General features: G+C 59.8%; 26 protein-coding genes. 21 read left to right on the plus strand and 5 right to left on the minus strand.

Features of this window, described 5'->3' with window-relative positions:
- The first annotated feature begins 9 nt into the window (after positions 1–9).
- The 8 genes from HMPREF1985_RS07275 to HMPREF1985_RS07310 all read left to right on the plus strand — a co-directional run bounded on the left by HMPREF1985_RS07275 (position 10) and on the right by HMPREF1985_RS07310 (position 7222).
- Positions 10–972 (plus strand): branched-chain amino acid ABC transporter permease, encoded by a 963-nt coding sequence (locus HMPREF1985_RS07275; RefSeq protein ID WP_021771914.1) that lies wholly within the window; start codon positions 10–12, stop codon positions 970–972.
- On the plus strand, positions 965–1729 hold the full coding sequence (locus tag HMPREF1985_RS07280) for an ABC transporter ATP-binding protein (RefSeq protein WP_021771915.1): 765 nt from the start codon (positions 965–967) through the stop codon (positions 1727–1729). The genes HMPREF1985_RS07275 and HMPREF1985_RS07280 overlap by 8 nt, the downstream gene beginning before the upstream one ends.
- 4 nt (positions 1730–1733) lie before the next feature.
- Positions 1734–2450 (plus strand): ABC transporter ATP-binding protein, encoded by a 717-nt coding sequence (locus HMPREF1985_RS07285; RefSeq protein WP_021771916.1) that lies wholly within the window; start codon positions 1734–1736, stop codon positions 2448–2450.
- A 51-nt stretch (positions 2451–2501) separates the two neighbouring features.
- Positions 2502–3149 (plus strand): CBS domain-containing protein, encoded by a 648-nt coding sequence (locus HMPREF1985_RS07290; RefSeq protein ID WP_040637409.1) that lies wholly within the window; start codon positions 2502–2504, stop codon positions 3147–3149.
- Positions 3150–3327: 178 nt separating this feature from the next.
- Positions 3328–4293, plus strand: a complete 966-nt coding sequence (locus HMPREF1985_RS07295; protein WP_021771918.1) for a type I phosphomannose isomerase catalytic subunit — start codon at positions 3328–3330, stop codon at positions 4291–4293.
- A 409-nt stretch (positions 4294–4702) separates the two neighbouring features.
- Positions 4703–6400, plus strand: coding sequence for a methyl-accepting chemotaxis protein (locus tag HMPREF1985_RS07300; protein WP_021771920.1), 1698 nt, complete (start codon positions 4703–4705; stop codon positions 6398–6400).
- Between the two features lie 190 nt (positions 6401–6590).
- Positions 6591–6947, plus strand: a complete 357-nt coding sequence (locus HMPREF1985_RS07305; protein ID WP_021771922.1) for a type II toxin-antitoxin system RelE/ParE family toxin — start codon at positions 6591–6593, stop codon at positions 6945–6947.
- Positions 6944–7222, plus strand: coding sequence for a helix-turn-helix domain-containing protein (locus HMPREF1985_RS07310; protein ID WP_021771923.1), 279 nt, complete (start codon positions 6944–6946; stop codon positions 7220–7222). The genes HMPREF1985_RS07305 and HMPREF1985_RS07310 overlap by 4 nt, the downstream gene beginning before the upstream one ends.
- A 210-nt stretch (positions 7223–7432) precedes the next feature.
- Here the strand turns inward: HMPREF1985_RS07310 and HMPREF1985_RS07315 are convergent, their stop codons facing one another.
- Positions 7433–9118 carry a sigma-54 interaction domain-containing protein gene (locus HMPREF1985_RS07315; protein ID WP_021771925.1) on the minus strand — a complete coding sequence of 562 codons (1686 nt, stop codon included), beginning with the start codon at positions 9116–9118 and terminating at the stop codon, positions 7433–7435.
- 286 nt (positions 9119–9404) lie between these two features.
- On the opposite strand from HMPREF1985_RS07315, the gene HMPREF1985_RS07320 reads away from it, so the two are divergent.
- The 3 genes from HMPREF1985_RS07320 to iadA are packed head-to-tail and all read left to right on the plus strand — an operon-like array spanning position 9405 to position 11810.
- Positions 9405–10061 (plus strand): nucleoside recognition domain-containing protein, encoded by a 657-nt coding sequence (locus HMPREF1985_RS07320; RefSeq protein WP_021771927.1) that lies wholly within the window; start codon positions 9405–9407, stop codon positions 10059–10061.
- On the plus strand, positions 10061–10558 hold the full coding sequence (locus tag HMPREF1985_RS07325; RefSeq protein WP_021771928.1) for a YjiG family protein: 498 nt from the start codon (positions 10061–10063) through the stop codon (positions 10556–10558). Before HMPREF1985_RS07320 ends, HMPREF1985_RS07325 begins: the two co-directional genes overlap by 1 nt.
- A gap of 52 nt (positions 10559–10610) precedes the next feature.
- Positions 10611–11810: a beta-aspartyl-peptidase gene (gene iadA, locus HMPREF1985_RS07330; protein ID WP_040637411.1), complete on the plus strand. Its 1200-nt coding sequence runs from the start codon at positions 10611–10613 to the stop codon at positions 11808–11810.
- 143 nt (positions 11811–11953) lie between these two features.
- Here iadA and HMPREF1985_RS07335 read toward each other — a convergent pair whose 3' ends face one another.
- On the minus strand, positions 11954–13543 hold the full coding sequence (locus HMPREF1985_RS07335; RefSeq protein ID WP_051349081.1) for a solute:sodium symporter family transporter: 1590 nt from the start codon (positions 13541–13543) through the stop codon (positions 11954–11956).
- Between the two features lie 326 nt (positions 13544–13869).
- Between HMPREF1985_RS07335 and HMPREF1985_RS07340 the strand changes: the two genes are divergently transcribed.
- From HMPREF1985_RS07340 to HMPREF1985_RS07350, 3 genes are all read left to right on the plus strand, one after another.
- Positions 13870–14841: a TAXI family TRAP transporter solute-binding subunit gene (locus HMPREF1985_RS07340; RefSeq protein ID WP_021771932.1), complete on the plus strand. Its 972-nt coding sequence runs from the start codon at positions 13870–13872 to the stop codon at positions 14839–14841.
- A gap of 110 nt (positions 14842–14951) precedes the next feature.
- The gene (locus HMPREF1985_RS07345; protein ID WP_051349088.1) at positions 14952–15437 is read left to right on the plus strand and encodes a DUF1850 domain-containing protein; all 486 of its coding nucleotides are present in this window, start codon (positions 14952–14954) and stop codon (positions 15435–15437) included.
- A gap of 30 nt (positions 15438–15467) precedes the next feature.
- Positions 15468–17402: a TRAP transporter permease gene (locus HMPREF1985_RS07350; RefSeq protein ID WP_040637413.1), complete on the plus strand. Its 1935-nt coding sequence runs from the start codon at positions 15468–15470 to the stop codon at positions 17400–17402.
- A gap of 101 nt (positions 17403–17503) precedes the next feature.
- Here the strand turns inward: HMPREF1985_RS07350 and HMPREF1985_RS07355 are convergent, their stop codons facing one another.
- Entirely contained in the window at positions 17504–18136 is a 633-nt protein-coding gene (locus HMPREF1985_RS07355; RefSeq protein WP_051349082.1) for a sigma-70 family RNA polymerase sigma factor, read from the minus strand.
- Between the two features lie 299 nt (positions 18137–18435).
- On the opposite strand from HMPREF1985_RS07355, the gene HMPREF1985_RS07360 reads away from it, so the two are divergent.
- The 5 genes from HMPREF1985_RS07360 to HMPREF1985_RS07380 all read left to right on the plus strand — a co-directional run bounded on the left by HMPREF1985_RS07360 (position 18436) and on the right by HMPREF1985_RS07380 (position 21658).
- The gene (locus tag HMPREF1985_RS07360) at positions 18436–18999 is read left to right on the plus strand and encodes a hypothetical protein (protein WP_021771937.1); all 564 of its coding nucleotides are present in this window, start codon (positions 18436–18438) and stop codon (positions 18997–18999) included.
- A gap of 176 nt (positions 19000–19175) precedes the next feature.
- Positions 19176–19397, plus strand: a complete 222-nt coding sequence (locus tag HMPREF1985_RS07365) for a DUF1659 domain-containing protein (RefSeq protein WP_040637416.1) — start codon at positions 19176–19178, stop codon at positions 19395–19397.
- 53 nt (positions 19398–19450) lie between these two features.
- Positions 19451–19663, plus strand: a complete 213-nt coding sequence (locus HMPREF1985_RS07370; RefSeq protein WP_021771939.1) for a DUF2922 domain-containing protein — start codon at positions 19451–19453, stop codon at positions 19661–19663.
- A 164-nt stretch (positions 19664–19827) separates the two neighbouring features.
- The gene (locus tag HMPREF1985_RS07375; RefSeq protein WP_021771940.1) at positions 19828–21003 is read left to right on the plus strand and encodes a class I SAM-dependent methyltransferase; all 1176 of its coding nucleotides are present in this window, start codon (positions 19828–19830) and stop codon (positions 21001–21003) included.
- Positions 21004–21010: 7 nt separating this feature from the next.
- Positions 21011–21658, plus strand: a complete 648-nt coding sequence (locus tag HMPREF1985_RS07380; protein WP_021771941.1) for an HAD family hydrolase — start codon at positions 21011–21013, stop codon at positions 21656–21658.
- A gap of 88 nt (positions 21659–21746) precedes the next feature.
- On the opposite strand, the gene HMPREF1985_RS07385 is transcribed toward HMPREF1985_RS07380, so the two are convergent.
- On the minus strand, positions 21747–22835 hold the full coding sequence (locus HMPREF1985_RS07385) for a PRC-barrel domain-containing protein (protein ID WP_021771942.1): 1089 nt from the start codon (positions 22833–22835) through the stop codon (positions 21747–21749).
- A 33-nt stretch (positions 22836–22868) separates the two neighbouring features.
- On the minus strand, positions 22869–23906 hold the full coding sequence (locus tag HMPREF1985_RS10810; protein WP_021771943.1) for a hypothetical protein: 1038 nt from the start codon (positions 23904–23906) through the stop codon (positions 22869–22871).
- Positions 23907–24113: 207 nt separating this feature from the next.
- Here HMPREF1985_RS10810 and HMPREF1985_RS07395 point away from each other — a divergent pair, with 207 nt between their 5' ends.
- Both HMPREF1985_RS07395 and HMPREF1985_RS07400 read left to right on the plus strand, forming a co-directional pair.
- Positions 24114–25790, plus strand: coding sequence for a sigma 54-interacting transcriptional regulator (locus HMPREF1985_RS07395; protein ID WP_021771944.1), 1677 nt, complete (start codon positions 24114–24116; stop codon positions 25788–25790).
- Positions 25791–26076: 286 nt separating this feature from the next.
- Positions 26077–26343: an HPr family phosphocarrier protein gene (locus HMPREF1985_RS07400; RefSeq protein WP_040637418.1), complete on the plus strand. Its 267-nt coding sequence runs from the start codon at positions 26077–26079 to the stop codon at positions 26341–26343.
- Positions 26344–26404 lie beyond the last annotated feature (61 nt).

Below are 26404 nucleotides of genomic sequence, written 5' to 3' on the forward strand. Positions count from 1 at the left end.
GGTGCGCGCATGAAACGCAATTTTTTAAGGCGGAATGATCTCATCATGCTCGTGTTCGCCATCATCCTGTTTGCCGTTTTGCAGGGGCTGATCGAAGGGCGCGTCTTGAGCTCCTTTTGGCAGCTCAACCTCCTCATCATCGGCATCAACGTCATTCTCGCGGCGAGCCTCAACCTCATCAACGGCTACACGGGGCAGTTCTCGCTCGGCCATGCGGGCTTTATGGCAGTCGGCGCCTACGTCGGCGTCGTCCTCACGACGAACTTCTCCGTGCCGTTCGGCGCGGCGCTCGTGGCGGGCGGCATCGCGGCAGGGGCGCTGGGCTTTCTCATCGGCATCCCGACGCTTCGCCTGCGCGGCGACTACCTTGCGATCGCGACGCTCGGACTCGGCGAAATCATCCGCATCGTCATCATGAACATCCAGTACGTCGGCGGCGCGGCGGGCTTCAAGGGCATCCCGCACCACACGACGTTTGCGTGGGTGTTCTTCATCATGCTGTTTACGCTGTTCTTCATCAAAAACTTCGTGAACTCGACGCACGGGCGCGCCTGCCTTGCGATCCGCGAGAATGAAATCGCAGCGGAGTCGATGGGCATCAACACGACGAAGTACAAAGTCATGGCGTTCACGATCGGCGCGGCGTTCGCAGGCGTCGCGGGCGGGCTGTTCGCGCATGCGTTCTACCTCATCACGCCCGCGTCGTTTACCTTTATGCAGACGTTCAACTACCTCATCATGGTCGTCATGGGCGGTCTCGGCTCGATCACGGGCTCGATTGCGGGCGCGTTCGTCGTCACCTTCATCTCGGCGGCGCTCGCGAGCTGGCCGGAATTCCGCATGATCATCTACGCGGTCGCGCTGATCCTTTTGATGTTCTACCGCCCGCAGGGCCTCTTCGGCTACAAGGAAATCACGAACATGGGCATCTTCAGGAAATGCTTTGCGAAGGGAGGGAAGGCGAATGGATGAGCTCTTGCAAGCGGAACATGTTTCCATGGTATTCGGCGGGCTCAAAGCCGTCTCGAACTTCAACCTGCACCTAAACAAGGGGGAGCTCGTCGGTCTCATCGGGCCGAACGGCGCGGGCAAGACGACGGCATTCAACATGCTGACGGGCGTCTATCGGCCGACGACGGGAAGCATAACCTTCGCGGGGAAAAGCATTGTCGGGCTGCCCCCGTATGAGGTCACGCAGCGCGGCATCGCGCGCACGTTCCAGAACATCCGCCTGTTTTCCGAGCTGACCGTCCTCGAAAACGTCAAGATCGCATTCCACTTCCACGTGAAGTACGGCCTGATCGAGGCGGTTCTGCGCGTCGGGCGCTACTTCCGCGAAGAGCAGGAAATCGAGGAGGAAGCGATGGAGCTCCTCCGAATCTTCCACCTCGAAGACAAGGCGGACGAGGTCGCGAAGAACCTGCCGTACGGCGCACAGCGCCGCCTCGAGATCGCGCGTGCGCTCGCGGCGAAGCCGAAGCTCCTGCTGCTCGACGAGCCGGCGGCTGGCATGAACCCGCAGGAGACGCACGAGCTCATGGAAATGATCCGCTGGATCCGAAGGGAGTTCGCCCTTACCATCCTCCTCATCGAGCACGACATGAGTCTCGTCATGGGGATCTGCGAGCGCATCTACGTCTTGGAGTACGGCGAGATCCTCGCCGAGGGCACGCCGAAGGAAATCAAAGCGAATCCAGAAGTCATTCGCGCATACCTCGGAGGGGAGTGAGAGCATGGCAGAAACGATGCTGCAAATCGACCATATCGACGTATTCTACGGCGCAATCCACGCATTGAAGGGCGTGAGCCTGGAAGTCCAGACGGGCGAGATTGTCACGCTCATCGGCGCGAACGGCGCGGGCAAGTCGACGACGCTGCGCACGATCTCCGGCCTGCTCGCGCCGAAAGCGGGAACAATTACGTTCCTCGGCGCGGACATCACGGGGAAAAAGGCGCATGAGATCGTCAAGGACGGCATTTCGCAGGTCCCCGAAGGGCGCCGCGTCTTCGCCGAGATGACCGTGCTCGAAAATCTCGAGCTCGGCGCGTTCACGCGCACGGACAAGGCGGGCATCGCAAGCGACCTCGAAATGGTCTTCGCGCGCTTTCCGCGCCTTAAAGAGCGGAGGGCGCAGCTCGCGGGCACGCTTTCGGGCGGCGAGCAGCAGATGCTCGCGATGGGGCGCGCGCTCATGAGCCGCCCGAAGCTCCTGCTCCTCGACGAGCCTTCGATGGGGCTCGCGCCGCTCCTCATCCGCGAGATCTTCGACATCATCGCCGATATCAACAAGGAGGGCACGACCGTCCTCCTCGTCGAGCAGAACGCGAACATGGCGCTCTCGATCGCAAGCCGCGCCTACGTCCTGGAGACGGGACGCATCACGCTCTCCGGCGCGGCGAAGGAGCTCGCCGCGAGCGAGGACGTGCGAAAGGCGTATTTGGGCGGCTGACGCAAAGCAAAGGAACATCAGGGATCAGGGCAAGCAAGGAGGTTGGTTTTCATGTTTGTAGCAAATCGCATGGCAAAGAACCCCGTCACCGTGACGCCGGAGACGACGGTCGAGGAGGCGGCACAGGCGATGAAGCAGGGGCATTTCCGCCGCCTGCCCGTCGTCGATGCGAAGGGGAAGCTCGTCGGCTTCTTCTCCGACCGCGACATCATGCGCGTCACCCCGTCGCCCGCGACGACGCTCTCGCGCTACGAGGAGCGCTCGCTCCTCGCGAAGCTCAAAGTCGCGGACATCATGGCAAAGGATGTCGTCTCGGTAAACGAGGACGCGACGATCGAGGAAGCCGCGCTCATCATGTACAACAACAAGATCGGCGGGCTGCCCGTCGTCTCGAGCGTCGGCGTCGTCGTCGGGGTCATCACGGAGACGGACATCTTCAAGACCTTCGTTGATGTCATGGGACTAGCCGCAGGCAAGACGCGGCTCACGCTCCTCGTCGACAACAAGGTCGGCGTCGTCCACGACATCGCGGGCATCTTCACGGAGCTTGGGCTCTCGCTCGACTCCCTCGTGACCTGCCGCCAGCCGTATGGCAAGTACGAGATCGTCGTGCGCGGCGACATCCCCGATGTCGAGGCGCTCAAGGAACGCATCGAGAAGAAGGGCTACGAGGTCATCCACACGGCGAGGATCGGATAGAAGGCAGCGCGCATCGATGCCCGCCGCAAATGGGGGCTCCCCGGTTTGCGGCGGGCGTTTCCATGGAAGCGGATCTTGGGGGCGGATCTTGCTTTTTATAAGAGCCCCTATTCTTTCGAAAAGAACCTATAAAGAACTTATCTAAAGCACATATCGTTTATGGCACGGAGGATGGCTTATGAAATACCCCATGAAGCTGGTTGCACCACTCAAGGATTACCTGTGGGGAGGGACGCGCCTCAAAGAGGAATTCGGCAAAAAAACGCAACTGGAACAAGTAGCCGAGAGCTGGGAGCTTTCCTGCCACAAGGATGGAAAGAGCGTGATCGCAAACGGCGCGGCATCTGGAAAGACACTGGCGGCATGGCTTGCGGCGGCAGGGAAGGATGCGCTCGGCACGAAGGCGGCGAAGGCTTCCGGCTTCCCGCTGCTCATCAAGCTCATCGACGCGCATGACAATCTCTCCGTGCAGGTGCATCCCGATGATGCCTATGCCCTGCGCGTCGAGGGCGAGCACGGCAAGACGGAAATGTGGTACGTCGTGGACGCCGCGCCGGGGGCAGAGCTGCTTTACGGGTTCCAGCATGAAATCACGAAGGAAGAGTTCCGCCGGCGCATTGCGGAGCATACCCTTTTGGATGTCGTGCGGCATGTGCCGGTCCGAAAGGGCGATGCGTTCTTTATCCCCGCGGGCACGCTGCACGCGATTGGGAAAGGGCTTCTCATCTGCGAAATTCAGCAGAGTTCCAATTCGACGTACCGCGTTTATGACTATGGACGCGTCGGAGCGGACGGGAAGCCGCGCGCCCTCCATGTCGAAAAGGCGCTCGACGTGACCTCGCTCTCCCCTGCCGCGCAAGGGGCTTTGCGGACGCCCCAAATCGATATTTTCGCGGGCGTGCGGGCACGCCTTCTTGCCGCCTGCCCGTATTTCACCGTCTACCATCTCGCGGCAGCGGGGGAATGTGCGCTCGATGCGGGCGCGGATTCCTTTCATGCCCTGACGGTGCTGGGCGGACAACTGAAGCTGTGCGCGGCGGGCGAGGCGCTTTCCCTCCAAAAGGGCGAGACGGTCTTCTTGCCGGCGGGGCTTGGGCGCTACGTGCTGCGGGGGGACGGGGAGCTGATCCTCAGCAAGGTTTGAGCGACTGGGGCGTTTGCGGAAGCCGTGCGCCTTGGCATCGTCCCATCGTCCCATCATCCATCCGCGCATCCGTGCGCTTTTGCCGACGAGGAGCTTGCCCCGCATGCTGCATGGCGGGCGCGGGGCGTTTTATCCGCGAAAGACATGGGGCTTGCCTAGGGCAAAGCGGTATGGGCGCACGAAAGGTGCGGAACGGTTCTTGGATCTGTGCATAACCGCCTCCAAATTTGTCAGAACATTTTTTTTTTTGGATTGTTCCGAATAAGCAGGAGTTTCATTAAAGAATGAAGAATAAAAGAATCGTTAAGGGGTAGGCAGCGATCCGATCGGGATCAGGACAGGGATCGTTCTCTCCTCGCATGAAATCGCATGAGGCAGAAATGAGGCAGAAAAAGGAAGTGGATGCGAAATGAAATTACGGACAAAGGCGACGCTGTTTGTCAATGTATGCATTATCGTGGCGTGTGTGGCCATGGCGATTTTGAGCTGGCACAATGCGAATGACAGCTTTGATGCGTCGCTTCAGCTGCAGACGGCGTCCAATCTGAAGATCCTGAAGGGAGACCTGGAGGCGCGCTTCGACGGGGATTGGCATGTAGAAAGCGGGCAGCTTTTCCGCGGCACGCAAAACCTCAGTGAAGCGACGGATCTCGTCGACACGCTCGGCGAGTCGAGCGATGGGTTCGTGACGTTTTTCGTCGGGGACACGCGCACGATGACGAATGTCAAGGATGCACAGGGCGCGCGCAGCATCGGGTCGAAGGCATCCGGGAAGGTCGTTGACGCCGTGCTCAAGAAGGGCGGGAGCTACACCGGGCACACGACGATAAACGGCGCGGACTACATGGCGGCGTACCTGCCGCTCACGGATGCCTCGGGGCAGAACGTCGGCATGATTTTTGCCGGCAAGGCAATCAGCCACATGGCAGGCGTCAAGAGCGACTTCATGGCGAAGGCGCTCGTCAGCACGCTGATTACGGTGCTGGTCCTGATCGCGGTGCTCGGCGTTCTCTCGTACGTCGGCATCGGCAGGGCGCTGCAGCCGCTCGTCTACCTGACGGAGGTGCTGCAAAAGATCGCGGACGGCGATCTCACGAACAAGCTGTCGGCGACAGATCGTGCCGATGAGGTCGGCATGCTGCAGAACAGCAGCAGCAAGATGATGAAAAGCCTGCGCGACATGGTGAAGAATACGGCACAGGCATCCGAGCAGGTTTCCGCGTCGAGCGAGGAGCTCACGGCAAGCGCGAACCAAACGGCGCAGGCGTCGCAGTCCGCGGCAGAGTCCGTCGTCTCCATTGCCGAGCAGAGCGCGGAGCAGAGTGGGATCGTCGAGGAGACGACGAAGAAAGTCGAGGGCGTGAACGAGCGCATGAAATCCGTGTCGAAGGCGCTCGTCACGGCAAAGGATGCCGTGGACGCGGCGCAGCATGCGACGGAAGAGGGCGACCGCGTGCTCGATGCGGCAATCGACGGCATCGAGGAAATCGCGCGCGGCTCCGTCGAGTCGGGCGAGGCGGTGCAGAAGCTCTACGAGGGTTCGAAGAACATTGCCGAGATCAATAAGGTGATCACGGACATCGCAGGCCAGACGAAACTCCTCGCGCTCAATGCGGCAATCGAAGCGGCGCGCGCGGGCGAGCAGGGCAGAGGGTTTGCCGTCGTGGCGGACGAGGTGCGCAAGCTCGCGGAGGAATCCGAGTCGGCGGCGCAGGAGATCGGCGGGGTCATCCAAACGAACAGCGAAGAGATCGAGCGCACCTTTGCGCTGGCGAAAAAGCAGCAGGATGAGGTGCACGGGGGTGTCGCGCAGGCGAAAGCAGCAGGCGAGAAGTTCCACGACATCATGCAGCGCATCGCCGATTTGAATACAGAAATCGCGCACATTGCCTCCATCGGCGAAACGATTCAGAAGGAATGCGTCGAGACTGTCAAGGGCGTCGCGCGCGTCAGCGAGGTCGCGCACAACGTGCAGAAGAAGGCGACCGACGTCAGCGCCGTCAGCGAGGAGCAGGCCGCGTCGACGGAGGAAATCGCGGCGGCAAGCCATACGCTTGCCGAGCTCGCCGAGAAATTGCAGGCGGGCGTGCAGAAATTCCGGCTTTGAATGATTCACGGAAAGGCGAAGGGCTTTGGGCAAAGGGGGAACACACTTTGCCCAAAGCCCTTTTTGGTGCTGGAGGAGGTACGCTTTTCCTGCCTGTTTTGCAGCAGGCTTTTGTATCGATAATTTGTAGAAAAATTTTTTTTATGCTATAATGATTATAGGGTAAATCCAATATCGCGAGGGATAATAGGTGGGAAAATTTGAGATTGCCTTTTATGAAACCATTTCTGGGAATAGGCCAGCGGAAGCTTTTTTGCTGGGGCTGGATGCGAAAATGCGTGCGAAGCTGGTTCGGACGATTCAATTATTATCCGTCAATGGGAATCAATTGAGAGAACCGTACTCAAAAGAATTAACCGATAAAATTTTTGAGCTGCGCGCGAAAGTTGGGAGCGATATTTCACGTGTATTATACTTCTTTGTCGTTGGACGTCGGATTATCTTGACGCATGGTTTTATCAAAAAAACGAGAAAGACGCCCACGAATGAGATTGAACGGGCGAAACGATATCGCCAAGACTATATGGAAAGGACAGATGCGTTATGACAAATTTCGATGTTTTTTTTGCGAAGCAGATGCAAGACCCTGCATTCCAACAAGAATATGATGCACTGGAGCCGGAATATGACATTATTCAGGCAATGATTGATGCGCGAAAGAATTCGGGACTGACGCAAAAGGAACTGGCGATGAAGACGGGGATTGCTCAGTCGGATATTAGCAAACTGGAACATGGAAACGCCAATCCGTCTTTGCGGACGCTGCAGCGATTAGCTGCAGGAATGGGCAAGAAACTTCGTATCGAATTTGCATCTGTGTAGGGAAGATTCGGATATCCAATCAACATCCATTTTGGGATGATGCCGTGCAGGACCTGCAGGATACGATGCTGTAACAGGCAAAAGCCCGGTGCAAACGGAATGCGTTCCCGTTTGCACCGGGCTTTTGTATCCTCCTGCCTGAGGATCTGAAGCAGCGCCCCGTACGGGAAAGGCTGCTCCGCATGGTTGCGCGTACGCGTGCCGGTGCCGTCATGTGGCATTCATGCGAATGCCGCCGCGCCCTCGCGTCAGGCGGATTGCGCCCTCCTTTTCCAGCGCTTTCAGCTCGGCTCGGATACGGCTTTCCGGCGCGCTCAGACGGGCGGCGAGCGAGCGCCTGCCGATGGTTTCGCCGGCTGCATTCGCGCGCCGGATCTCGTCGCGGATCCGCTCTCCGAGCGGGCGTGCGGGGAGCGGCGAGGCGGCGTGCACGGCGCTTCGCCGCTGCAGGTTGGGCGGCAGGTCGGCAAGTGCGGGGCAGCGGTGCCCGCAGACGCTGTGCAGGTATTCGACCGCATTTTGCAGCTCGCGGATATTGCCCGGCCATGCGTATTGCAGGAGGCGGTCTTTTATATGGCTGAACCAGATGCCCGCCTGCAGGTCGTCCATGCGGCTGTCCAGCTGCCGCAGGATATGCTTTGCGAGCAGCAGGACGTCCGTGCCGCGATTCGCGAGCGGCGGCAGGGCAAGCGGCAGGACGCTCAGGCGATAGTAGAGGTCGCGGCGGAATTTTCCCTGCCGCACGAGCGCTGCGAGATCCTGGTTTGTCGCGGCGATGACGCGCACGTCGATATGGATGGGGATGACGCCGCCGACGCGCCGGATCTCTTTTTCCTGCAGCACGCGCAATAGTTTCGCCTGCAGGGCGAGCGGCACGTCGCCGATTTCGTCCAAAAAGATCGTGCCGTGGTTGGCGTGCTCGAAAAGGCCGACCGCTCCGTGGCGTGCCGCGCCCGTGAAGGCGCCTTCGACGTAGCCGAACAGCTCCGAATCCATGAGGGATTCCGTGACGGCGGCGAAGTTGACGGCGACGAACGGTCCCTTGGCGCGCGGCGAGGCATTGTGGATGCTTTGCGCGAGCAGTTCCTTTCCCGTGCCGCTTTCGGATTCGATGAGTATGGTCGATTCCGAGGCGGCGAATTTTCGGGCGAGCGCAATCGTATGGCGCAGGGCGGGGGCATTCCCGATGATGTCTTCGAAATGATAGGCGGCGCGGGCGTGCTGGCCCGGCGTCTTGCGGATCGTGCTTTCGAGCCTTGCCAGTTCGTCCTTCAGGCGGATCGCCTTGTTCTTGTATTGAAAGCTGAGCTTGGTGAGCTTGATGATGTCGTGGATGTAGTAGGCGGAGAGCAGGTTGCCGTATTCGCTTAGCGCATGGAAATGTTCCAAAATCTGTACGAGCGCCGTAATGTCGAGCTGGCGCGTTCCGATGTCGATGATGGTCTGGATTTCTTTCGGGACGAACTGCGCCTCGCCGGGCGTCACGGCGATGTTCGTCTCATGCGTGCGGGGCATGCCGGGCGCGTACGCGTAGTAGTTCAGGTGGTCGATGCCCATGGTCTGCAATAGGACAATGACGTTTTCCGCCGTGTCGATATGGTCGTTGACGAGCAGCACGTCCGTGCCCGCCGGCACCGCCAGGAGCTTTTCGATCTCATTGTAGTTGATGGCGCGCTGCGCGATGATGAACGGCGTATGGGGCGGGAGAAAGTCCTGCCCTCCGTCGAATGCGATTTGGCTCGTAAAGACGATGAGGTCGGCGTCAACCTGCTTATGCGTGCGCATCGCGGTGCAGAACGATTGCAGGTTGGCCTCGCTGCCGATGATTTTTGCGAGCTGCTCGCGGCAATGGTCGGCCGTGTTTTGCCCACAGGAGATGATGGCAATGTTTTTCATGTCCGCTCCTTTTGGGATACATTAGGATAATCCCTATTATAAATCCAATTGATTCCCGTTTCAAACCGATCTGATCCGACTTTTGATGAGAAAGCAAAAGGAAAATCATGATTTTGCATGAGAATATCCGCTTCAAGGAATCGCGGATCCAATGAAGTTCGTCCGATTGGCGTAGATGTTTCGTCCGTATGATCGTTTATTTTGTCCATTTTGGCACAAATCTTGCGAGGAATATAAGTGTGGCCGTCATTTCGATCATGTGGATTCGAAAAAGGAGAGGATACGAATGGACAAGGAAAAAACGCCGAAGGCGGGGATTCTTGGGTACGTGGCATTCTTTTTTGCCATCATCCTGTTTTCAGGCATTTTTGCCAACGCGGATAGCTGGCTGCGCGTCTTTGACTTCAATACGCTGAACGGCAGCTTCGGCACGATCACCGATGCGGCGGGGAAGGCGCTGACGTTCCGCGGGGCGAACGGAGCGGGTGCGCGCGATGGATTTATCTTTGCGATTACGCTGATTCCCGCCGTCATTCTCGCGCTCGGCATCGTCAACGTCGTCGACGGGCTCGGCGGCATGCGTGCCGCACAGCGCATGATGACGCCGATCCTGAAGCCGCTGCTCGGCATACCGGGCGCGACGGCTCTCGCGAACATCGCGAACCTGCAGTCGACCGATGCCGCGGCCGGCATGGTCAAGGAACTGTACGACAACAAGGAGATCAACGATACGGAGCGTTCCATCACCATCATGTACCAAACGAGCGCGAGCGCCACGGTGACAAATTACTTCGGTTCCGGTCCTGCGGTCTTTGGCTTTATGGTCTGCCCGCTCATCCTGCCGATTCTCGTCATGTTCGCCTTCAAGATCATCGGCGCGAATATGCTTCGCGTCTATCTGAAGTTCGTCAGCAGGAAGCAGTCAACGGGAGGTGCGGAATAATGGAAGCGAAGGAAAATGCGGCAGCGGCAAGCGCGCCGAAGAAAACCATATTGGATCTTTTTGTCGAGGGCGCCCGCAGCGGTTGGACCATCGGCACGACGAGCCTCCTGCCGAATGTCATCATGGCGTTCGTCATCATACGCGTGCTCGATATCACGGGGCTTTTGCATCTGATTGGGGTCGTGTTCTCGCCCGTCATGGCGCTTTGGGGGCTTCCAGGGGAGGCGGCGACGGTCATTGTGACATCCTTTATGAGCATGGGCGGCGCGGCGAGCGTTGCGGCAACGCTCTTCATGGACGGCAAGCTCGACCCTATCCAACTGAGCTCGCTCGTTCCGGGCATCTACCTCATGGGCAACCCGGTCCAGAACATCGGCCGCTGCCTCGGCATCTCGGGCACGAATACGAAGCACTACGTGCCGATTCTCGTCATCTCGTTCATCAATGTCCTGCTGTCGATTTGGGTCATGCGCCTGCTGCTTCTGGTTTTTGACTGATGGGTTCTTGTCATGGATGATGGGTTTTTGTATATGGAAGGAAGGAATGGATATGCCAGAAAAAACATTTTTCACCTTGATTCGCCATGCGCACGTCTATGCGCCGGAAGACCTCGGCGTCACGGATTTCCTCATCGCAGGCGAAAAGATTGCCGCGATGGGCAGCGGCGTGGAAGCGCCGAAGGGGGCTGCCTGCCGCACGGTCGACCTTGCAGGCGCACGCGTCCTGCCGGGGTTCATTGACTCGCATGTCCACATGATCGGCGGCGGCGGTGAGGGCGGCCCGCATACGCGCACGCCGGAGCTGCTGCTCTCGAAGGTGACGGTCTGCGGCGTCACGACGCTCGCGGGGCTTTTGGGCACGGACGGCGTCACGCGCCATGTCGAGAGCCTGCTCGCGAAGGCGCGCGCGCTTGAGACGGAAGGGCTTTCCACCTATATCTACACGGGCGCGTACCAGCTCCCCGACACGCCGACGATTACGGGCAGCGTCCGCAAGGACATCGTCGTCATTGACAAGTGCATCGGCGCGGGCGAGATCGCGATGAGCGACCATCGCAGCGGGCAGCCCTCTGTGCAGGACTATCGCTACATCGCCGCGCAGGCGCGCGTCGGCGGCATGATCAGCGGCAAGGCAGGCCTCATCAACATGCACATGGGCAATGGCACGGATGGGCTCAAGGTGCTCTTTGCCATCACGGAGAGCGGCGAGATCCCGAAGACGCAGTTCCTGCCGACGCATATGAACCGCAAGCGCTCGCTCTTTGAGGAAGGCTTCGCGTGGGCGAAGGCGGGCGGATACATCGACATAACGTCGGGCATCAATCCCGAAGACCCCGGCTCGGAGGGGGCGGTCAAGCCCGCGACGGCCGTCCGCGAGGCGCTCGAGGCAGGCGTGCCGCTCGAGCGGATTACGATGAGCTCGGACGGCAACGGCAGCATGCCCGTGTTCGATGCGGCGGGGAATCCCATCGGCGTCGGCGTCGGCGACGAGAAGACGATGTTCACGGAGTTCCGTGACATGGTCGAGAAGGAAAAGCTGCCCATCGGGCAGGCCATTCAGGTGCTCACGGCAAACGTCGCAAAAGCCATGCAGATTTACCCGAAGAAGGGCACGGTCGGCGCGGGGCGTGATGCGGACTTTATCGTCATCACCGAGGATTTCCTTCTGCAGCACGTCTGGGCGCGCGGACAGCAGATGGTCGCGGACGGCAAGCCCATCGTGTTCGGCACGTTTGAGCCGAAGGAATAAAACCAAAAACATGGCAGCCTTGGCTTCGGCACAGACGCATGCGCCGCCGGAACGCGGCGCCGACGACGTCATGAGCGAAGATCGTTCCTCATAAGAATCCGCCTTCGATCCCATTGGGACGGAAGGCGGATTCTTGCTGCCCGTTATTTTGCGAGGACGAGCGGGGAGAAGAGGAGGTAGAGCGATACGATGCCGGCGAGCACGACGGCGGCAAGTATCTTGCGGTATTTCCACGGCGTGAGATCGACTTTGTTCGCGCTCGGCCGGAAGCGGAATTCCTGCGGGAGCGGTGCGAACTTTGCGAAGAGCAGCAGGACGAGGATGTCGAGCAGGAAGAGGACGCTGTGGATGTAGAGGAAATGGATGCCGTCGAAAGCAAACTTCGCGATGACGTAGAACCCGATGTGGAATGCAAAGCACGCTTTTGCGCCCGTCGCCGACACACTCTTGTTGAAGAAGCCGAAGAGGATGATGGCGATGAGGGGGATGTTATAGAAGCCGACGTATTCCTGCAGGAAGTTGTAGAGGCCGGTCGGCGCATGGATGAGGAGCGGCGCGAGCGTGACGGCGATGAGCGAGATGATGACGTTCGCGACCTTGCCCGCATGGACGGTTGCGGCCTCCGAGGCATTCTTGCGGAAGATGCCCTTGAAGAAGTCGAGGGAGAAGAGCGTCGAGACGCTGTTTAGCGCGGCGACGTAGGTGCTCAGGATCGCGCCGAAGATGATTGCGCTGAAGACGCCGTACAGTCCTTCCGGCAAAATGGCGTGGACGAGTGTCGGGTAGGCAGCATCCGAGAGCGGAAGCGATCCTTGGAACATGACATAGGCGATGATGCCGGGGAAGACGAGGTAAAAGGGGCCGAAGAGCTTGAAGATGGCGAGCGTCAGGACGCCTTTCTGCCCCTCTGCGAGGTTGCGTCCCGCAATGGTCTTCTGCACGATGAACTGGTTCGTGTTCCAGTAGAACATCGTGTTGAAGAGCAGGCCGAAGAGAAGCGTCGGCCAAGGCACTGCCTTGGAGTCGACCGCTCCGAAGGCATTGAGCTTTTCCGGCGCAGATGCGACGACAGCCGAAACGCCTTGGATGATGCTCCCGTCGCCGAGCACGTAGAGCCCGATGAAGGGGATGCTGATGCCGCCGATTAAAAGGCCGACTCCGTAGATGCTGTCGCTGATGGCGCTGATGCCCATGCCTCCCATCAGGAGGTACGCAAGGCCGATGATGCCGACGGCCGTCGCCGTGACCATGAGACCTTGGTAATCGGAGATGCCGAGAAGTGTGCCGACGCTGAAGAGCTGGTTGAATACAAGCGCGCCGGAGTAGAGGATGCTCGGCAGCAGCACGAAGATGTAACTCGACTGGATCAGAAAGGAAATGACGAGGCGGAATTGGTTGTCGTAGCGCAGAGCTAAGAATTCCGGGATTGTGGAGACGCCGTGCTTCAGGTAGTTCGGCAGGAAGACGAAGGCGAGCGTGAGGATGGAAAGGCAGGCGATGATCTCCCATGCCATAGTCTCCATGCCGACGCTGTAAGCGAGGCCGCTTTGCCCGACAATCTGCTCGGTCGAGAGGTTCGCCATGAGCATCGTTCCCGCAATGACGAAGCCGCCTAGGCTCCTTCCGCTGAAGAAGTAGCCGTCGGTGTTTTGCTTGTTGATGTGTTTCGTTCGGCGGTAGGCATAGAACCAAATGCCGGCGACGATGATGATGAAGGTCAGGATAGGAACCATGGATATCATCCTTTCAACAATAAAATGAATAAAATCAACTAACATAGAACTAATAGATAATCAACTATGAACACTAATATTATAACGAATGGAAATAATTTTACAAGATCGATGCCAGAAAGGAAACATCCATTTGGATCATACGCACCTCGATCGGCTGCCGGGGTGATGGGCAGCAAATCCAGGGACAAATCGGATTTTTTCGATTTGCATATTGTATTCTTGTGCAGCCCAGTCAAAGAAGCTTGATTTGTCCTAAATACTATGCTAATATAGTATATGTTATATGTATATATGATATTAACCAAAGAACGGGAGGCGATTTTATGAAGTTCCATTCCATTCGCAGGTTTCTCATCGCCGGCCTTGTCGCGGCGGCGGCGATCGCTGCGGTCGCCGGCTGCGGCGGGGACGGGCAGCAGGCAGGAGCAAAGAAGTTTCTGAACATCGGCACGGGCGGCACGGCGGGCACGTACTACCCGATCGGCGGTGCGATGGCGGAGATCCTCAACAAGGAGATCCCGGGCATGAATGCGAGCGCGCAGTCGACCGGCGCCTCGGTTGCGAACATCAACATGCTCCAAGATGGCTCCATTGACCTTGCCATCGTACAGAACGATATCACCTATTACGCGGTCAACGGCACGGAGATGTTCAAGGACAAGAAGTTCGATGGGCTGCGCGGCATCGCGACGCTCTATCCCGAGACGTGCCAGTTCGTCACGCTGGATTCGAGCGGCATCAAGAGCGTCAAGGATCTGAAGGGGAAGCGTGTCGCCGTCGGTGCGGCCGGCTCGGGCGCAGAGGCAAATGCGCGCCAGATCATGGAGGCGTACGGCCTCACCTATGACGACATCTCGGTGCAGTACCTCTCGTTCGGGGAGGCGGCGAGCGCGCTCAAGGACGGCAACGTCGACGCGGCGTTCCTCACGGCGGGTTACCCGACGGCATCGGTGCAGGATATTTCCTCGCAGAACAAGATCCGCCTGCTCCCCGTCGAGCCGGCTGCGGCGGACGCGCTCATCGCGAAGTACCCGTTCTACACGAAGACGACGATTCCCGCCGGCACGTATGCAGGCTGTGACGAGGAGATCCCGACGATCTCCGTCATGGCGATGCTCGTCGCGAGCGACAAGGTCGACGAGCAGATGGGCTACGATATCGCCAAGGCGATCTTCTCGAACCTTGACCGCCTGCAGGCGGCGCACAGCGTCGGCAAGCTCATCACGAAGGAAGGCGCGAAAAACGGCATGTCGCTTGACATGAATGCGGGCGCGGCAAAGTTCTTTGGCGAGTGAGCCGGCATTCGGGAACATGTGAAGGCAATGCAGCCTTCCTCGCAGGAGGAAGGCTATTGCTTTTCCTGACCGAAGCGATTGCGCTTAGGATCTCGCAGGATTGGTGGACTATGGGTCGGATTCGCATTTCGGTTCTGCTCACGGCGGCAGGCATCCTGCTCGCCGCCGCACAGATCCTCCTCGAGCCGTGCCTTCTCGTCACGGCAAACGGCGAGCGCATCGCGCTCGCCCCCGCGCAGGCGGGCTTCCCGCTTTCGGTTCGCTTCATCCACTCGGTGCAGAAGACGCCCGTCGAGGAGAACCTGCGCATTGAGGACGGCGGCTTTACGCTCGACTCGACGCGCTACCAGTCGTTCGGCGTCGGACTGCCGTTCCTCGCGGAGGAAGGGCGCTTTCGCCGCGAGGGCGACGATTTTGTCTTTGACCGCATGAACCGCCATTTTCCGGCGCTCTCGCTGCGTACGGGCGTCGGAACGCATCTTGTGCTCACGCTTGGCGCGGGCGGCGCAAAGCGCGTGCTCGCCCTATACGAGCGCTGGGCGCCGGGGACGCGGATCGATCTTTCCGTGCGCCCGCTTTGGCGCGTGATGTTCTAGTTTTCTAGTTTCCAGGAGGGAATGTTGTTTATGCAAGACAAGCCAACTGCTTCGGCGGACGATATTCTGAAACAGTACGACCGGGAATCGGACACCATGATGTACCATGGCGTGATGGCGAAGATCGTCACGGCGCTTGCCATCGCGTTCTCCGTATTCCAGCTCTACACGGCGATATTCGGCGTGCTCGACGCGCAGCTCCAGCGCGCGGTCCATTTGGGATTCGGGCTGTGCCTCGTCTTTTTGCTCTATCCGACGCGCAAATCGTGGTCGCGCCATAAGCTGCATCCCCTGGACCTCGTGCTCGCGATCCTCGGCGCAGCAGCGCCCGCCTACATCGTCATCGCGTACCAGAGCCTCGTCCTGCGCTCGGGACTCGTGTCAGGCACCGATCTCGTGATCGGCACGGCCGGCATCGTGCTCGTCATCGAGGCGGCGCGCCGCGTCGTCGGGCTTCCGATGGTCTGCGTCGTACTCGCATTCCTCCTCTATGCGTTCGTCGGCCCTTATATGCCCGGTGTGCTCGCGCACCGCGGGCTTACGCTCTCGCAGCTCGTCGGCCATCTCTACTTCACGACGGAAGGCGTCTTCGGCATCCCGCTCGGCGTCTCTTCGACGTTTATCTTCCTCTTCATCCTCTTCGGCGCTTACCTTGAGTCGACGGGGCTCGGCAAGTTCTTCATCGACCTCGCGAACAGCATTGCGGGCTGGGCGAGCGGCGGCCCGGCGAAGGTCGCCGTGCTCTCGTCGGGACTCATGGGCACGGTCTCCGGTAGCTCGGTCGCCAATGTCGTCGGCACGGGTTCCTTGACGATCCCCATGATGAAAAAGCTCGGCTATCACAAGAATTTTGCGGGCGCGGTCGAGGCGGCGGCGTCCACAGGCGGACAGCTCATGCCGCCCGTCATGGGGGCGGCGGCGTTCCTCATGGCGGAGTTCGTCGGCGTTCCCTACATCGAAATCGTCAAGGCGGCGGTCATTCCTGCCCTGCTCTACTTTGCCGGCGTATGGCTCGGCGTCCACTTCGAGGCGAAGCGCGAGAATCTGAAAGGCATCCCGCGCAGCGAGCTGCCGAAGCTATCCACGATCCTGAAGGAGCGCGGGCATCTCGCACTGCCGCTCATCGTCATCGTCTATCTCCTCGTCGCGGGCTACACGCCGATGCGTGCGGCGCTCTTCGCCATCATCCTCTCGATCCTCTGCTCGATGATCCGGAAGTCGACGCGCATGAAGCCCCTCGAGATCGTCATGGGGCTTGAGCGCGGCGCGCGCGGCGTCCTCTCCGTCCTCGTCGCCTGCGCGGCGGCGGGCATCGTCATCGGCGTCGTCACGAAGACGGGCGTCGGGCTGAAGCTCGCGTCGGGGCTTCTCGACCTCTCGGGCGGCATGCTGCTCCCGACGATGTTCTTCACGATGATCACGGCGATCATCCTCGGCATGGGCGTGCCGACGACGGCGAACTACGTCATCACGTCGACGATCGCCGCGCCCGCGATCATCCAGATGGGCGTTCCCGTCCTGTGCGCGCACATGTTCGTCTTCTACTTCGGCATCATCGCCGACGTGACACCGCCCGTCGCGCTCGCGGCGTTCGCGGGAGCCGGCATCGCGGGCGGCAATCCCCTGCGCACGGGAATAAACGCCTCGAAACTTGCGATCGCGGCGTTCATCATTCCGTATATGTTTGTGCTGTCGCCGAACCTCCTCATGATCGATGCGACGGCACTGAATCTCATCATGACGACGGTGACGGCGCTCGTCGGCATGATCGCGCTCTCTTCGGCGCTCATCGGCTTCCTCGCCGACAAGGCGACGCGCATCGAGCGCATCGTGCTCATCATCGCCGGACTCCTGCTCATCAAGCCGGGCATCGGGACGGACGTTCCGGGATTTGTCCTCTTCGCCATCATCCTCGCGATTCAGATGCGCCGCAGCCGCGCGCGCAAAGCCGAAGCAAACGCGTGACCCGCATCTGCCGGAATCGGGCGTCCGCATCAAAGGGACACCGCAATGGATATACGCGGACGCCTCGCTTTGAAAGCGACCGTGCATCTCTCCCCATCCGGTCAATAGGCAGGCGTCGCTTTGCCGCCCTCCATGAAGATCCTCAGTTTTCTGAGGATCTTTTTCTTTGCGAAGGATACCGCCTGATGCGTGACATGCAGCAGCTCGGCGAGTGCCGTCACCTTCATGTCCTCAAAGTAGAGGAGGCGCAGAATCTTCTTCTCGCGCTCGGAAAGCGTCGCGATCGCCTGCTGCAGGACGATCCTGCGGCACGTCCGCTCGTCCTCGGCATCCGCGCGATCCTGTGCGCCGCTGTATCGCTCCCAAAAGCTGCCCGCATCCGCGTTCTGATCGGGGTGCGTCTCCCGTTCCCAAAGCTTTCGCGCACGGCGAAACGCGTTGTAGAGCGCCGCGTGGACGCGGCTCGCGGCAAAGGCGGCGAAGTGTACGCCGCGGCTCGCATCGAAGTCGCGGATCGCCTCAAGGAACGCCAGCCGCGCGATGCTCGGCGCGTCGGCGGCGAGCGCGGCGCGCAGGTAGGGCTGACGCGACTCCTTGATGATGAGCCCCTCGTACTGCGCGAGCAGGCGCTCCTGTGCGGCGCGGTCACCCGCTGCCGCGCGGCGGATCCAAGCGTTTTCTGCCTCCGTCGGCAGGATGCTTCCCGCTTCGCCGCGCACGATTTCGTTTTTCATGAAAACCACTCCTTTCCCTTGCAAAACAAATGCAGTTCGCATTTTAGCGAAGATCGGAGGGCGGCGCGAATGCACAATCGCGATGCAGGCGAGAGGGAATTGGACAAAATTGAGGGGCTGGGGGCGCGGATTTTTGCCGGATCGCGGCGGATTCGGAAATTTTCAGGAAGCATGGGTCTCGTTTTGTTCGAGAATCTTTAACCCAAGGCAAATCTGGGATTGCTTTACTGAAACGTATGTTCTATAATAGGCCTAAGGAAATTTCGTGCTTTAGGGGTCAGGGAGATTAGGAGGATCAAATGGAAAATCAGTTGGAGAAGTACCCCATGCCGAAGGAAGAAGAGCTCCTTGCCATCCTGCCCGAGAGCGGCACGGCAGGCGAGAACGGCACGCGCATCATCGCACGGCGGGCGGCGTTTTGGGTGCCGAACTGCGTCTCGTACGTCCTGCGCTACTACGCGGCGCGCGAGGGGCGCACGCTCGCGCTCATCAAAAAGGCGCACTTCGCGCGTATCCGCGGCATGGTGGGCAGGCGGAAAGCAGGGCAGAACGCGCGGCGCAATCTGACGGTCATGCTCGCGCCGTGGCTCATCCTCGTACCGACGCAGGTACGCGAGGCGGACGGCGAGCGCGGCACGCTCGGCTATGTCAACGCGAGCCGCCCCGTGCAGCTCGCGCCGCTATCGGAGGGGCGCGCGAAGTCCGCGCTCATCCTCGCAAACGGCATGCGCATCGCATCGTTCTGGACGGTCGAGCGCAACGAGGCGCACCTAAGTTACGGCGATTACCTGCACGTGTGCGCGCTCCTTCGCCTGCGTGCGCGGCTGCAGGAGGAGGAACGCCTCATGGCGGCATCCTTTTAGCGCATTCACGCAGGTTTTTTCCAAAATTTTTCCGTCGCGCGTTGCAAGACGGTGCCTATCGTGCAGGTACATTGGTGTCAGGAGGCAAGAGGCGGGCAAAGGAGCCCGATGCCCCTGCGGGGACAGCCGGCAGTCCCGGGAAGGACCAGCACGAAAAGAGAAAGGGAGTAGGTACTATGGCAACGCGCAAAGGAGCAACGAGCAAGCTCGTGATCAAGATCGCGGCAGGCATGAATGCCGCGGGCAAGGCGACGTACAAGCAGCGCACGTTCACGAACGTGAACCCCGCGCTCACGGACGAGGATTTCCTCTCGATCGGAAACAAGCTCGCCGCCCTGCAATCCGAGGAAGTCGGCGGCATCGTCCGGCAGGACGCTGCGAGCATCATCGCGGGCTGAGCTGCTCGCATGCTGCTCGGAACTGGAACGGATTTTGGAAAGGAGAATGAAAGATGAAGTCTACGCTCAAAATGGTCATGAAGCTCGATGAAAAGAAGACGGTGACGCTCTCGCTCGCTTCCCCGAAGACGGGACTCACGAAGGCGGAGGTCGAGACGTGCCTCAACGAGATCATCGCGAAGCAGGCGATCCTCGTGAACGGTGCAGCGCCGACTGGGATCAAGGAAGTCTACGTCCAGAACACGGAGGCGCAGGCGCTCGCCTAAACGGCCTTTAAGAGCTGCGGCGGACGCATCGCACGGAGAAGCCCCGACAGGCAATTCTGCCTGTCGGGGCTTTTTATCCGTTTTTAAGGGAAACATGCTATAATAAGAATGATTTCATACAGACCCGGTTTTGCCGGCGGGTTTTGGGCGAAAGGAAGATCACTATGCCATTCACACATTTGCTCGAAAGCTTCTTGATCCACTATTTGGAGCGGTTCAGCGATGCCTGCTTCTGCGTGCGCCTGCGCGACAAGACGTATACGATCGGCGCGGGGGAGCCGCTTTTCACGATCCATGTGAAACAGGACATTCCGAAGAAAGAGCTTCTGACGAGCGCAGAGCTCGCGATGGGCGAAGCGTACATGCGCGGCGACATCGATATCGAGGGCGATCTCTTTACGGCGCTGTGCGTCCTGCTCCCCCATTTCAGCAAGGACAGCATCGATCGCAGCGCCCTGTCGAAACTCTTCCACGCAAGCACGAAGAAGAGCGATCAGAAGGAGCAGGTCGCTTCGCATTACGACCTCGGCAACGACTTTTTCAAGCTCTGGCTTGACAAGACGATGAGCTACTCCTGCGCGTACTTCAAGAAGGAGGACGATGACCTCTTTACGGCGCAGCACCAAAAGGTCGACTACATTCTCGAGAAACTCTATTTGAAAAAGGGCATGACGCTCCTCGACATCGGCTGCGGCTGGGGCTTCCTCCTCATCGAGGCGGCGCAGAAATACGGCGTCAAAGGCTATGGCTGCACGCTGTCGAAAGAGCAGTGGGCAGAGGCGCAGAGGCGCATCGAAACACTCGGCCTTCAGGATCTCGTGACGATCGATCTCATCGACTACCGCGATGTCGCCCGGAGCGGCAAGACATTTGACCGCATTGTCAGCGTCGGCATGATCGAGCACGTCGGCCGTCCGAACTTTCCCGTCTACATGGGCGATGCGAGCGATATGCTGAAGGACGGCGGGCTGTTCCTCCTCCACTACATCAGCGGACAGGACGAGCGCGCGACGAGCGCGTGGACGCGCAAGTACATTTTCCCCGGCGGGACGCTTCCGTCGCTGCGTGAGATCATTCACATCGCCTACGATGAGAAGTTCCGCGTCATCGATGTCGAGAGCCTGCGCCGCCACTACTACAAGACGCTGATGCACTGGTACGGCAACTTCCAAAAGGCAAAGCCGCAGGTGGAAGCCGCGCGCGGCACGGAGTTCGTCCGCATGTGGGATCTCTACCTCTGCGGCTGCGCCGCCTCGTTCTACGTCGGCAACATCGACCTGCATCAGATTCTGATGACGAAGGGCAACAACAACGACCTTCCGCTTACACGCTGGTACTGAGAGACGCATGAAGACAAAGGCATTTATTTTCGATATGGACGGCGTCATCATCGACAGCGAGCCGATCCACATTCGCGTCAAGCGCGATACGTTCGCGCACTTTGGGCTGCATTTCGACGAGAAGCGGTTCAGCCGCTACATGGGGCGTACGAGCCGCGAGCTCTTCGGCGATCTCCTGCGCGAGAACGGGCGCAGCGATCTCGACCTCGATACCGTCGTGCGCTATAAGCACGAACGCTACCTTGCGGTGCTCAGGCGCGGCGAAGTCGCGCCCATCGAGGGCGCGGTCGAGCTCATCCACCGCCTTCACGCGGCAGGGCTGCCGCTCGCGCTCGCGACGTCGTCGTGGGAACGCGTGATGGAGACGGTGCTCGACCGTTTCGCGATACGCCGCTTCTTTGCGTCGGCAATCTCTGGCAGCACGCTCCCCGCGAGCAAGCCGGATCCCGCGATCTACCGCATGAGCGCCGAGCGCCTCGGGATCGCGCCGAAGGACTGCATGGTGCTCGAGGATACGGCGGCGGGCATCATGGCGGCGAAGCGCGCGGGCATGCGCGTCATCGCGTACCGCAATCCGAACTCCGGCGTGCAGGATCTCACGGGCGCTGACCGCATCGTTGGCCGCATGGCGGATATCCGCGCCGAAGATCTCTGAGCTTCACTCCCGAAAATCCGAGAATCCATGGAAAGCATAAGAAAGAGGCATAGCCGCACCACGGGCTATGCCTCTTTCTTATGCCTTTTTACTGCACGTTCATGGAGAGTTCGATGAATTTGTTCGCAAGCTTTGCCTTTTGGAGGACTTCCTCGGTGATGTCCGCGCCGGCTTCGACGATGACGATGCCATTTTCCATCTTGATGGTGCGGGCTGCCTTCTTGCCAAGCAGGAAGCGGCGATGCCGCTCTTCCGTTGCCTTGTCGGCAGCGGCCTGCTTGGCGGATTCCTTCTTCGAGTCCTTCGTCGGCTCGTGCTTGGCAGCTGCCTTGGATGCTGCTTTCGGCGCGTGCTTTTCGGGCTCGGAGGGAGGCTCCTTGGCGGGCGTTTCCTCCGTTATAGGGGCAGAGGCGGGTGCTTCCTCCTCCTTCGCAGGCTCAGAAGCGGGTACAGCGAGCCCTTCCTCCTTCGCAGGCTCGGAGGCGGACACAGCAGGCGCTTCCGCCTTCGCAGGCTCAGAGGCGGGTGCATCGGGTGATTCCTCTTTCGCAGGCGCAGCGGGCGTCTCTTCCTTTGCCGGCGCTGATGATGCGGGCTTGGCCGGCGCTTCGGGCGCAGGAGCCGCTTCAGGCACTGCTTTTGCTGTGGGCGCATCGACGGGCGTTCCGTCGTCTTCCGTCCACGCAGAGGATGCTACAAATTCAGTTTTTTTTTCCCCGCTCGGATCGATGACCGTGACCTGCTTGCCGAAGATTGAGATCTGATCGTTCGTGACTTCGGATGTCGTGCCGTCCGGCGCCGTGACTTCGCACTTTTCGATCTTGCCGTCGTCGCCGATGAAGACTTCCGTGATGTTGCCCTGGATCGTACCGGACTTCGTGATCGCCTTCGTGCCGATGATGCGGATGTTCTCGTCGAGAAGCTGTTCGTAGTCACCGGCATCGTCGAGCTTCAGGATGTTTTCGCTGTTCGTGATGGTGACCGCGTCGTCGCCGATGGCGATCACGGACTCATACGGGATCAGCTTGACGCCGCGATACCAGTCATCGTCCTCGATGGTGATGGCTGCGACGCTGCCGTTGCGCGCGTCCATGAGCAGTGTCTTGCTCATGCCAAGCTCACGGCCTTCCGTGATGCTGATGACGGGAAGGCCAAGGATCTCTACGCTTTTCTTCATTGAAATTCCCCCATATAAAATGATAGCTTAAACCTAAGCATGATCGCCCTGCTGGGAAAACTCGGCTTCAATCTCGTCGAGCAGCTCTTTCGGGATATCCTGAAAGGGCGTGGCAGGGACGCGGTGCTTCGCCAGAATGTCTTGTACTGCGCCGAGGTAGCGGAGGGATTTCATAAACTCGCGCTGCATGTTCTCGTGCGTTGTGACAGACGGCAAGGTGAGCGCCTTCGTGTATGCGCGGATCGCCTCCTGGTATGCCGCGTGCTCCTTGTAGAGCCCCGCGAGCTCGATGATGAGGAACGGGGCATAGCTGTCGTCGGGATATCGCTCGATTGCCGCCCGGTAGGCGGCGATCGAGTCGCCCGGCGCATCGACTTTCTGCGCGTAGGCGTAGCTTAGGAGATCGTCGAGCGTTTCCATCGCCGCGATTTTCTCCTGTGCTTCCGCCGAGGCGGGCGTGACGAGCGGCTCGTGCGGCATCTCTGCCGGCTCAGATGCCTGCGTTTGCCCGGCTGGCTCCGCAGATCCCGCTGATCCGGCTGGCTCGACGCATTCGTCTGCCCGGTCCGCTGTGCCCTCTGCTTCATCTGTCTGCGGCTTCGGGGGCGCCAGATCCGCTGACCCTGCTGGCGCTGTTGTCTCCGCAAGCTCCTGCTCCGCTGTTTCCGCGCGGAGCCCGTCCGCCGGCACTTCGACAGGAGCGCCCTCTTCGCGCGCTTCCTGCGCTTCGCCCTCCTTCGGCTTCGGCGCATCCATCCCAGGAACGGGTTCCTCCCAAGGCATTGGGACGGATGGCCATGCGGCAGGCTTCTTGTCCTCGCGGCGCAGCAGCAGCTCGTTGAATCCCGTGACGATGAGCGCCGCAAGGATCGCAAGACCCGCGAGACGCATGTACTGATAGACATCAAGGACCATGCTCGCCTTGATGGAAATACCTGTGACGAGGGCGGAGAGCACCGCACACAGCAGGAGCGAGGAAAGCTTGACGCGTATGCCAACCTTACGGCATAGGACGCGCACAAGGAGGACGCTGGCGATCATGATGCCGAGTGTCAGCAAGACATAGATCATGCGCACACCCCCCTTGGTATGTATTATGCCCCATTTTTGCAGAATATGCAAATGGCATACTCGCCAAATTCTTATCTTCGACACAGTGGGGCGATATCCTGCCGAATGCGCTGGGCGAAAATATTTCTTTGTTCATTCGATTTCTTGGATTTCGTTTTCCCCGTCCATATAGTATAATGTAAGCATACGCGAAAAGGGGGAAGTGGCGTGCGGTACGAAGAAGAGGCCGTGATCGGCGAGCCGGGCGGCATCCATGCACGGATCGCCGCGATGATCGTGCGGCGTGCGCAGGAGCTTGGGAAGCGCTACGCCTGCAGGCTCAGCCTGCGCAGCGCGAAGAGCGATCCCATGGAGATCCAGAACGTCCTGCGCCTCGTTGCGCTCAAAGTCGCATGCGGCGACTCGGTCTTCGTCTCGGCCGAGGGAGACAACGGACGTCAGGCCGTCGGCGAAATGGTGCGCTTCCTGGAGAGCGGGTTCGAGCTCACGGGCGCGAGCGAAATACGCGGCGTCGATGCGCTCCTGCAGGAAAATGCGCTCATGCAGGAGCGGCTGCAAATGCTCTTGGAGGCAGTGCAGGACGGCATCTGCGTCGTCGACCGGACGGGCGAAGTCACCTACGTCAACCCCGCCTACCTGCGCATCGTCCACCGCTCGCAGGAAATGGTCGTCGGGCAGAACGTCTTCGAGTCCGCGCCGCACGGCAACCGCTCGGGCGTCCTGCGCTCGGGGATCGCGCGCATCGGCAGCATCAGCCGCAAGCGCGACGGCACCGTGCTCGTCGCGAACGTCAACCCGATCTTCGTTGACGGTGAGATCGCGGGCGTCGTCTCCGTCATACGCGACATCACGGAGCTGCAGAACCTCATGGAGAGCCTCTCCGCCGCCAACGCAAAGGCGGAGTACCTCGAAGAAGAGCTGCTGCGCACGAAGCGCAGGGCGGGCGCGTTCGCCGCCTACATCGGCAGGAGCGGCAAGGTCGTCGACGTCCTCGCGATCGCCTCAAAGGCGGCGGCGAGCAAGGCGAATGTCCTCATCCGCGGCGAGAGCGGCACGGGCAAGGAAGTCATCGCCGAGGGCATCCACTACGCGGGCAAGCGCAAGGCGGGTCCGTTCATCCGCGTGAACTGCGGCGCGATTCCGAGTGCGCTCCTCGAATCGGAGCTGTTCGGGCACGAGAAGGGCGCCTTTACCGGCGCGATCCGGCGCAGGCTCGGCAAATTTGAGCTTGCCGACGGCGGGACGATCTTTCTCGACGAGATCGGCGAGATGGACAAAAACATGCAGGTCAAGCTCCTGCGCGTCCTGCAGCAAAAGGAGTTCGACCGCGTGGGCGGCGAGGAGACGATCCGCGTCGACGTGCGCATCATTGCCGCGACGAACCGCGACCTTGAGGCCATGGTGCAGGACGGCTCCTTCCGCGATGACCTCTACTACCGGCTGAATGTCATCCCCATCCTCCTGCCGCCGCTCCGCGACCGTGCGCCCGATATCCCGCTGCTCGTCACGCACTTCACGGAAAAGGTCTGCATGGCGGCGCACCGCAAGGTATGTGCCGTCTCACCCGAGGCGATGCAGATCCTCATGCGCTACCGCTGGCCGGGCAACGTGCGCGAGCTTGAGAACGTGATCGAGAGCGTCATCACGCTCATGGACGGCGATATCATCACGCCCGCTGCGCTTCCCTCGTATCTCACGGGCGCGATCGCCGCGCGTGCGGTCGAGGGATTCGCCGAAGGCTCCGTGTTGCCCTGGGAAGCGTATGAGAAGAAAATCATCGCGAACGCCTTGGCGCGCTGCGGCAGCTTCAACGCGGCAGGCAAGAGCCTTCACCTCTCGCACAAGACCGTCGCCGCAAAAGCGCGCAAATACGGATTGGTATAATTTTCCATAGGCTGGTAAAATATACCATCAAAAACGAGGATATTGGTACGTTTTACCAATTCCACGAAAGAAGGTGCAGGGAAGAAGCATCGTTTGGCATGGCTCGCTGCTCGTATGTTGCCGCCGATCCTTGCGGAAACGCGGTGAAAATAAATTTTTATCGGATAGCTGAAAAGTTGGCACGATTCTTGCGTGACATATAAGGCAGATGTGCCAAACCGTTCACTGTGCGGTAAAAGGCAGGTTGGTTGGGTTTCGTTTTATTTTAGATGGGAGCGATTGCATTATGACGCAGGAAGTAGTTACGATTGAGAACAAGACGGGGATTCATGCACGTCCGGCATCGATCTTTGTGCAGACGGCGACGAAGTTCAAGTCGAAGATCCAGCTCAAGGCAAAGGGCAAGACGGTCGATGCCAAGAGCATTCTCATGATCATGAGCTTGGGGCTTGTCAAGGGAACGGAGATCACGATCCTTGCGGACGGCCCCGATGAGGCGGACGCCGTCAAGGCGCTGAAGGATCTCGTTGACTCGAAGTTCGGCGAGGAATAACAACATGCGGTCCTGCCCTCGCTTATGCCTGCGGCAGGATTGCTTTTTATGGGGAAGCATG

It is taken from the genome of Mitsuokella sp. oral taxon 131 str. W9106 (genome assembly GCF_000469545.1).
GTDB lineage: Bacteria > Bacillota > Negativicutes > Selenomonadales > Selenomonadaceae > AWVT01.

Coding starts and splice junctions, on each gene's coding strand:
- HMPREF1985_RS07385 (WP_021771942.1), bottom strand. CDS start 22,835: ATGAAGAAAAGCGTAGAGATCCTTGGCCTTCCCGTCATCAGCATCACG.
- HMPREF1985_RS07285 (WP_021771916.1), top strand. CDS start 1,734: ATGGCAGAAACGATGCTGCAAATCGACCATATCGACGTATTCTACGGC.
- HMPREF1985_RS07315 (WP_021771925.1), bottom strand. CDS start 9,118: ATGAAAAACATTGCCATCATCTCCTGTGGGCAAAACACGGCCGACCAT.
- HMPREF1985_RS07365 (WP_040637416.1), top strand. CDS start 19,176: ATGGCAACGCGCAAAGGAGCAACGAGCAAGCTCGTGATCAAGATCGCG.
- HMPREF1985_RS07340 (WP_021771932.1), top strand. CDS start 13,870: ATGAAGTTCCATTCCATTCGCAGGTTTCTCATCGCCGGCCTTGTCGCG.
- HMPREF1985_RS07295 (WP_021771918.1), top strand. CDS start 3,328: ATGAAATACCCCATGAAGCTGGTTGCACCACTCAAGGATTACCTGTGG.
- HMPREF1985_RS07280 (WP_021771915.1), top strand. CDS start 965: ATGGATGAGCTCTTGCAAGCGGAACATGTTTCCATGGTATTCGGCGGG.
- HMPREF1985_RS07275 (WP_021771914.1), top strand. CDS start 10: ATGAAACGCAATTTTTTAAGGCGGAATGATCTCATCATGCTCGTGTTC.
- HMPREF1985_RS07335 (WP_051349081.1), bottom strand. CDS start 13,543: ATGGTTCCTATCCTGACCTTCATCATCATCGTCGCCGGCATTTGGTTC.
- HMPREF1985_RS07325 (WP_021771928.1), top strand. CDS start 10,061: ATGGAAGCGAAGGAAAATGCGGCAGCGGCAAGCGCGCCGAAGAAAACC.
- HMPREF1985_RS07350 (WP_040637413.1), top strand. CDS start 15,468: ATGCAAGACAAGCCAACTGCTTCGGCGGACGATATTCTGAAACAGTAC.
- HMPREF1985_RS07355 (WP_051349082.1), bottom strand. CDS start 18,136: ATGAAAAACGAAATCGTGCGCGGCGAAGCGGGAAGCATCCTGCCGACG.
- HMPREF1985_RS07290 (WP_040637409.1), top strand. CDS start 2,502: ATGTTTGTAGCAAATCGCATGGCAAAGAACCCCGTCACCGTGACGCCG.
- HMPREF1985_RS07310 (WP_021771923.1), top strand. CDS start 6,944: ATGACAAATTTCGATGTTTTTTTTGCGAAGCAGATGCAAGACCCTGCA.
- HMPREF1985_RS07370 (WP_021771939.1), top strand. CDS start 19,451: ATGAAGTCTACGCTCAAAATGGTCATGAAGCTCGATGAAAAGAAGACG.
- HMPREF1985_RS07380 (WP_021771941.1), top strand. CDS start 21,011: ATGAAGACAAAGGCATTTATTTTCGATATGGACGGCGTCATCATCGAC.
- HMPREF1985_RS07300 (WP_021771920.1), top strand. CDS start 4,703: ATGAAATTACGGACAAAGGCGACGCTGTTTGTCAATGTATGCATTATC.
- HMPREF1985_RS07345 (WP_051349088.1), top strand. CDS start 14,952: ATGGGTCGGATTCGCATTTCGGTTCTGCTCACGGCGGCAGGCATCCTG.
- HMPREF1985_RS07400 (WP_040637418.1), top strand. CDS start 26,077: ATGACGCAGGAAGTAGTTACGATTGAGAACAAGACGGGGATTCATGCA.
- HMPREF1985_RS10810 (WP_021771943.1), bottom strand. CDS start 23,906: ATGATCTATGTCTTGCTGACACTCGGCATCATGATCGCCAGCGTCCTC.
- HMPREF1985_RS07375 (WP_021771940.1), top strand. CDS start 19,828: ATGCCATTCACACATTTGCTCGAAAGCTTCTTGATCCACTATTTGGAG.
- iadA (WP_040637411.1), top strand. CDS start 10,611: ATGCCAGAAAAAACATTTTTCACCTTGATTCGCCATGCGCACGTCTAT.
- HMPREF1985_RS07320 (WP_021771927.1), top strand. CDS start 9,405: ATGGACAAGGAAAAAACGCCGAAGGCGGGGATTCTTGGGTACGTGGCA.
- HMPREF1985_RS07360 (WP_021771937.1), top strand. CDS start 18,436: ATGGAAAATCAGTTGGAGAAGTACCCCATGCCGAAGGAAGAAGAGCTC.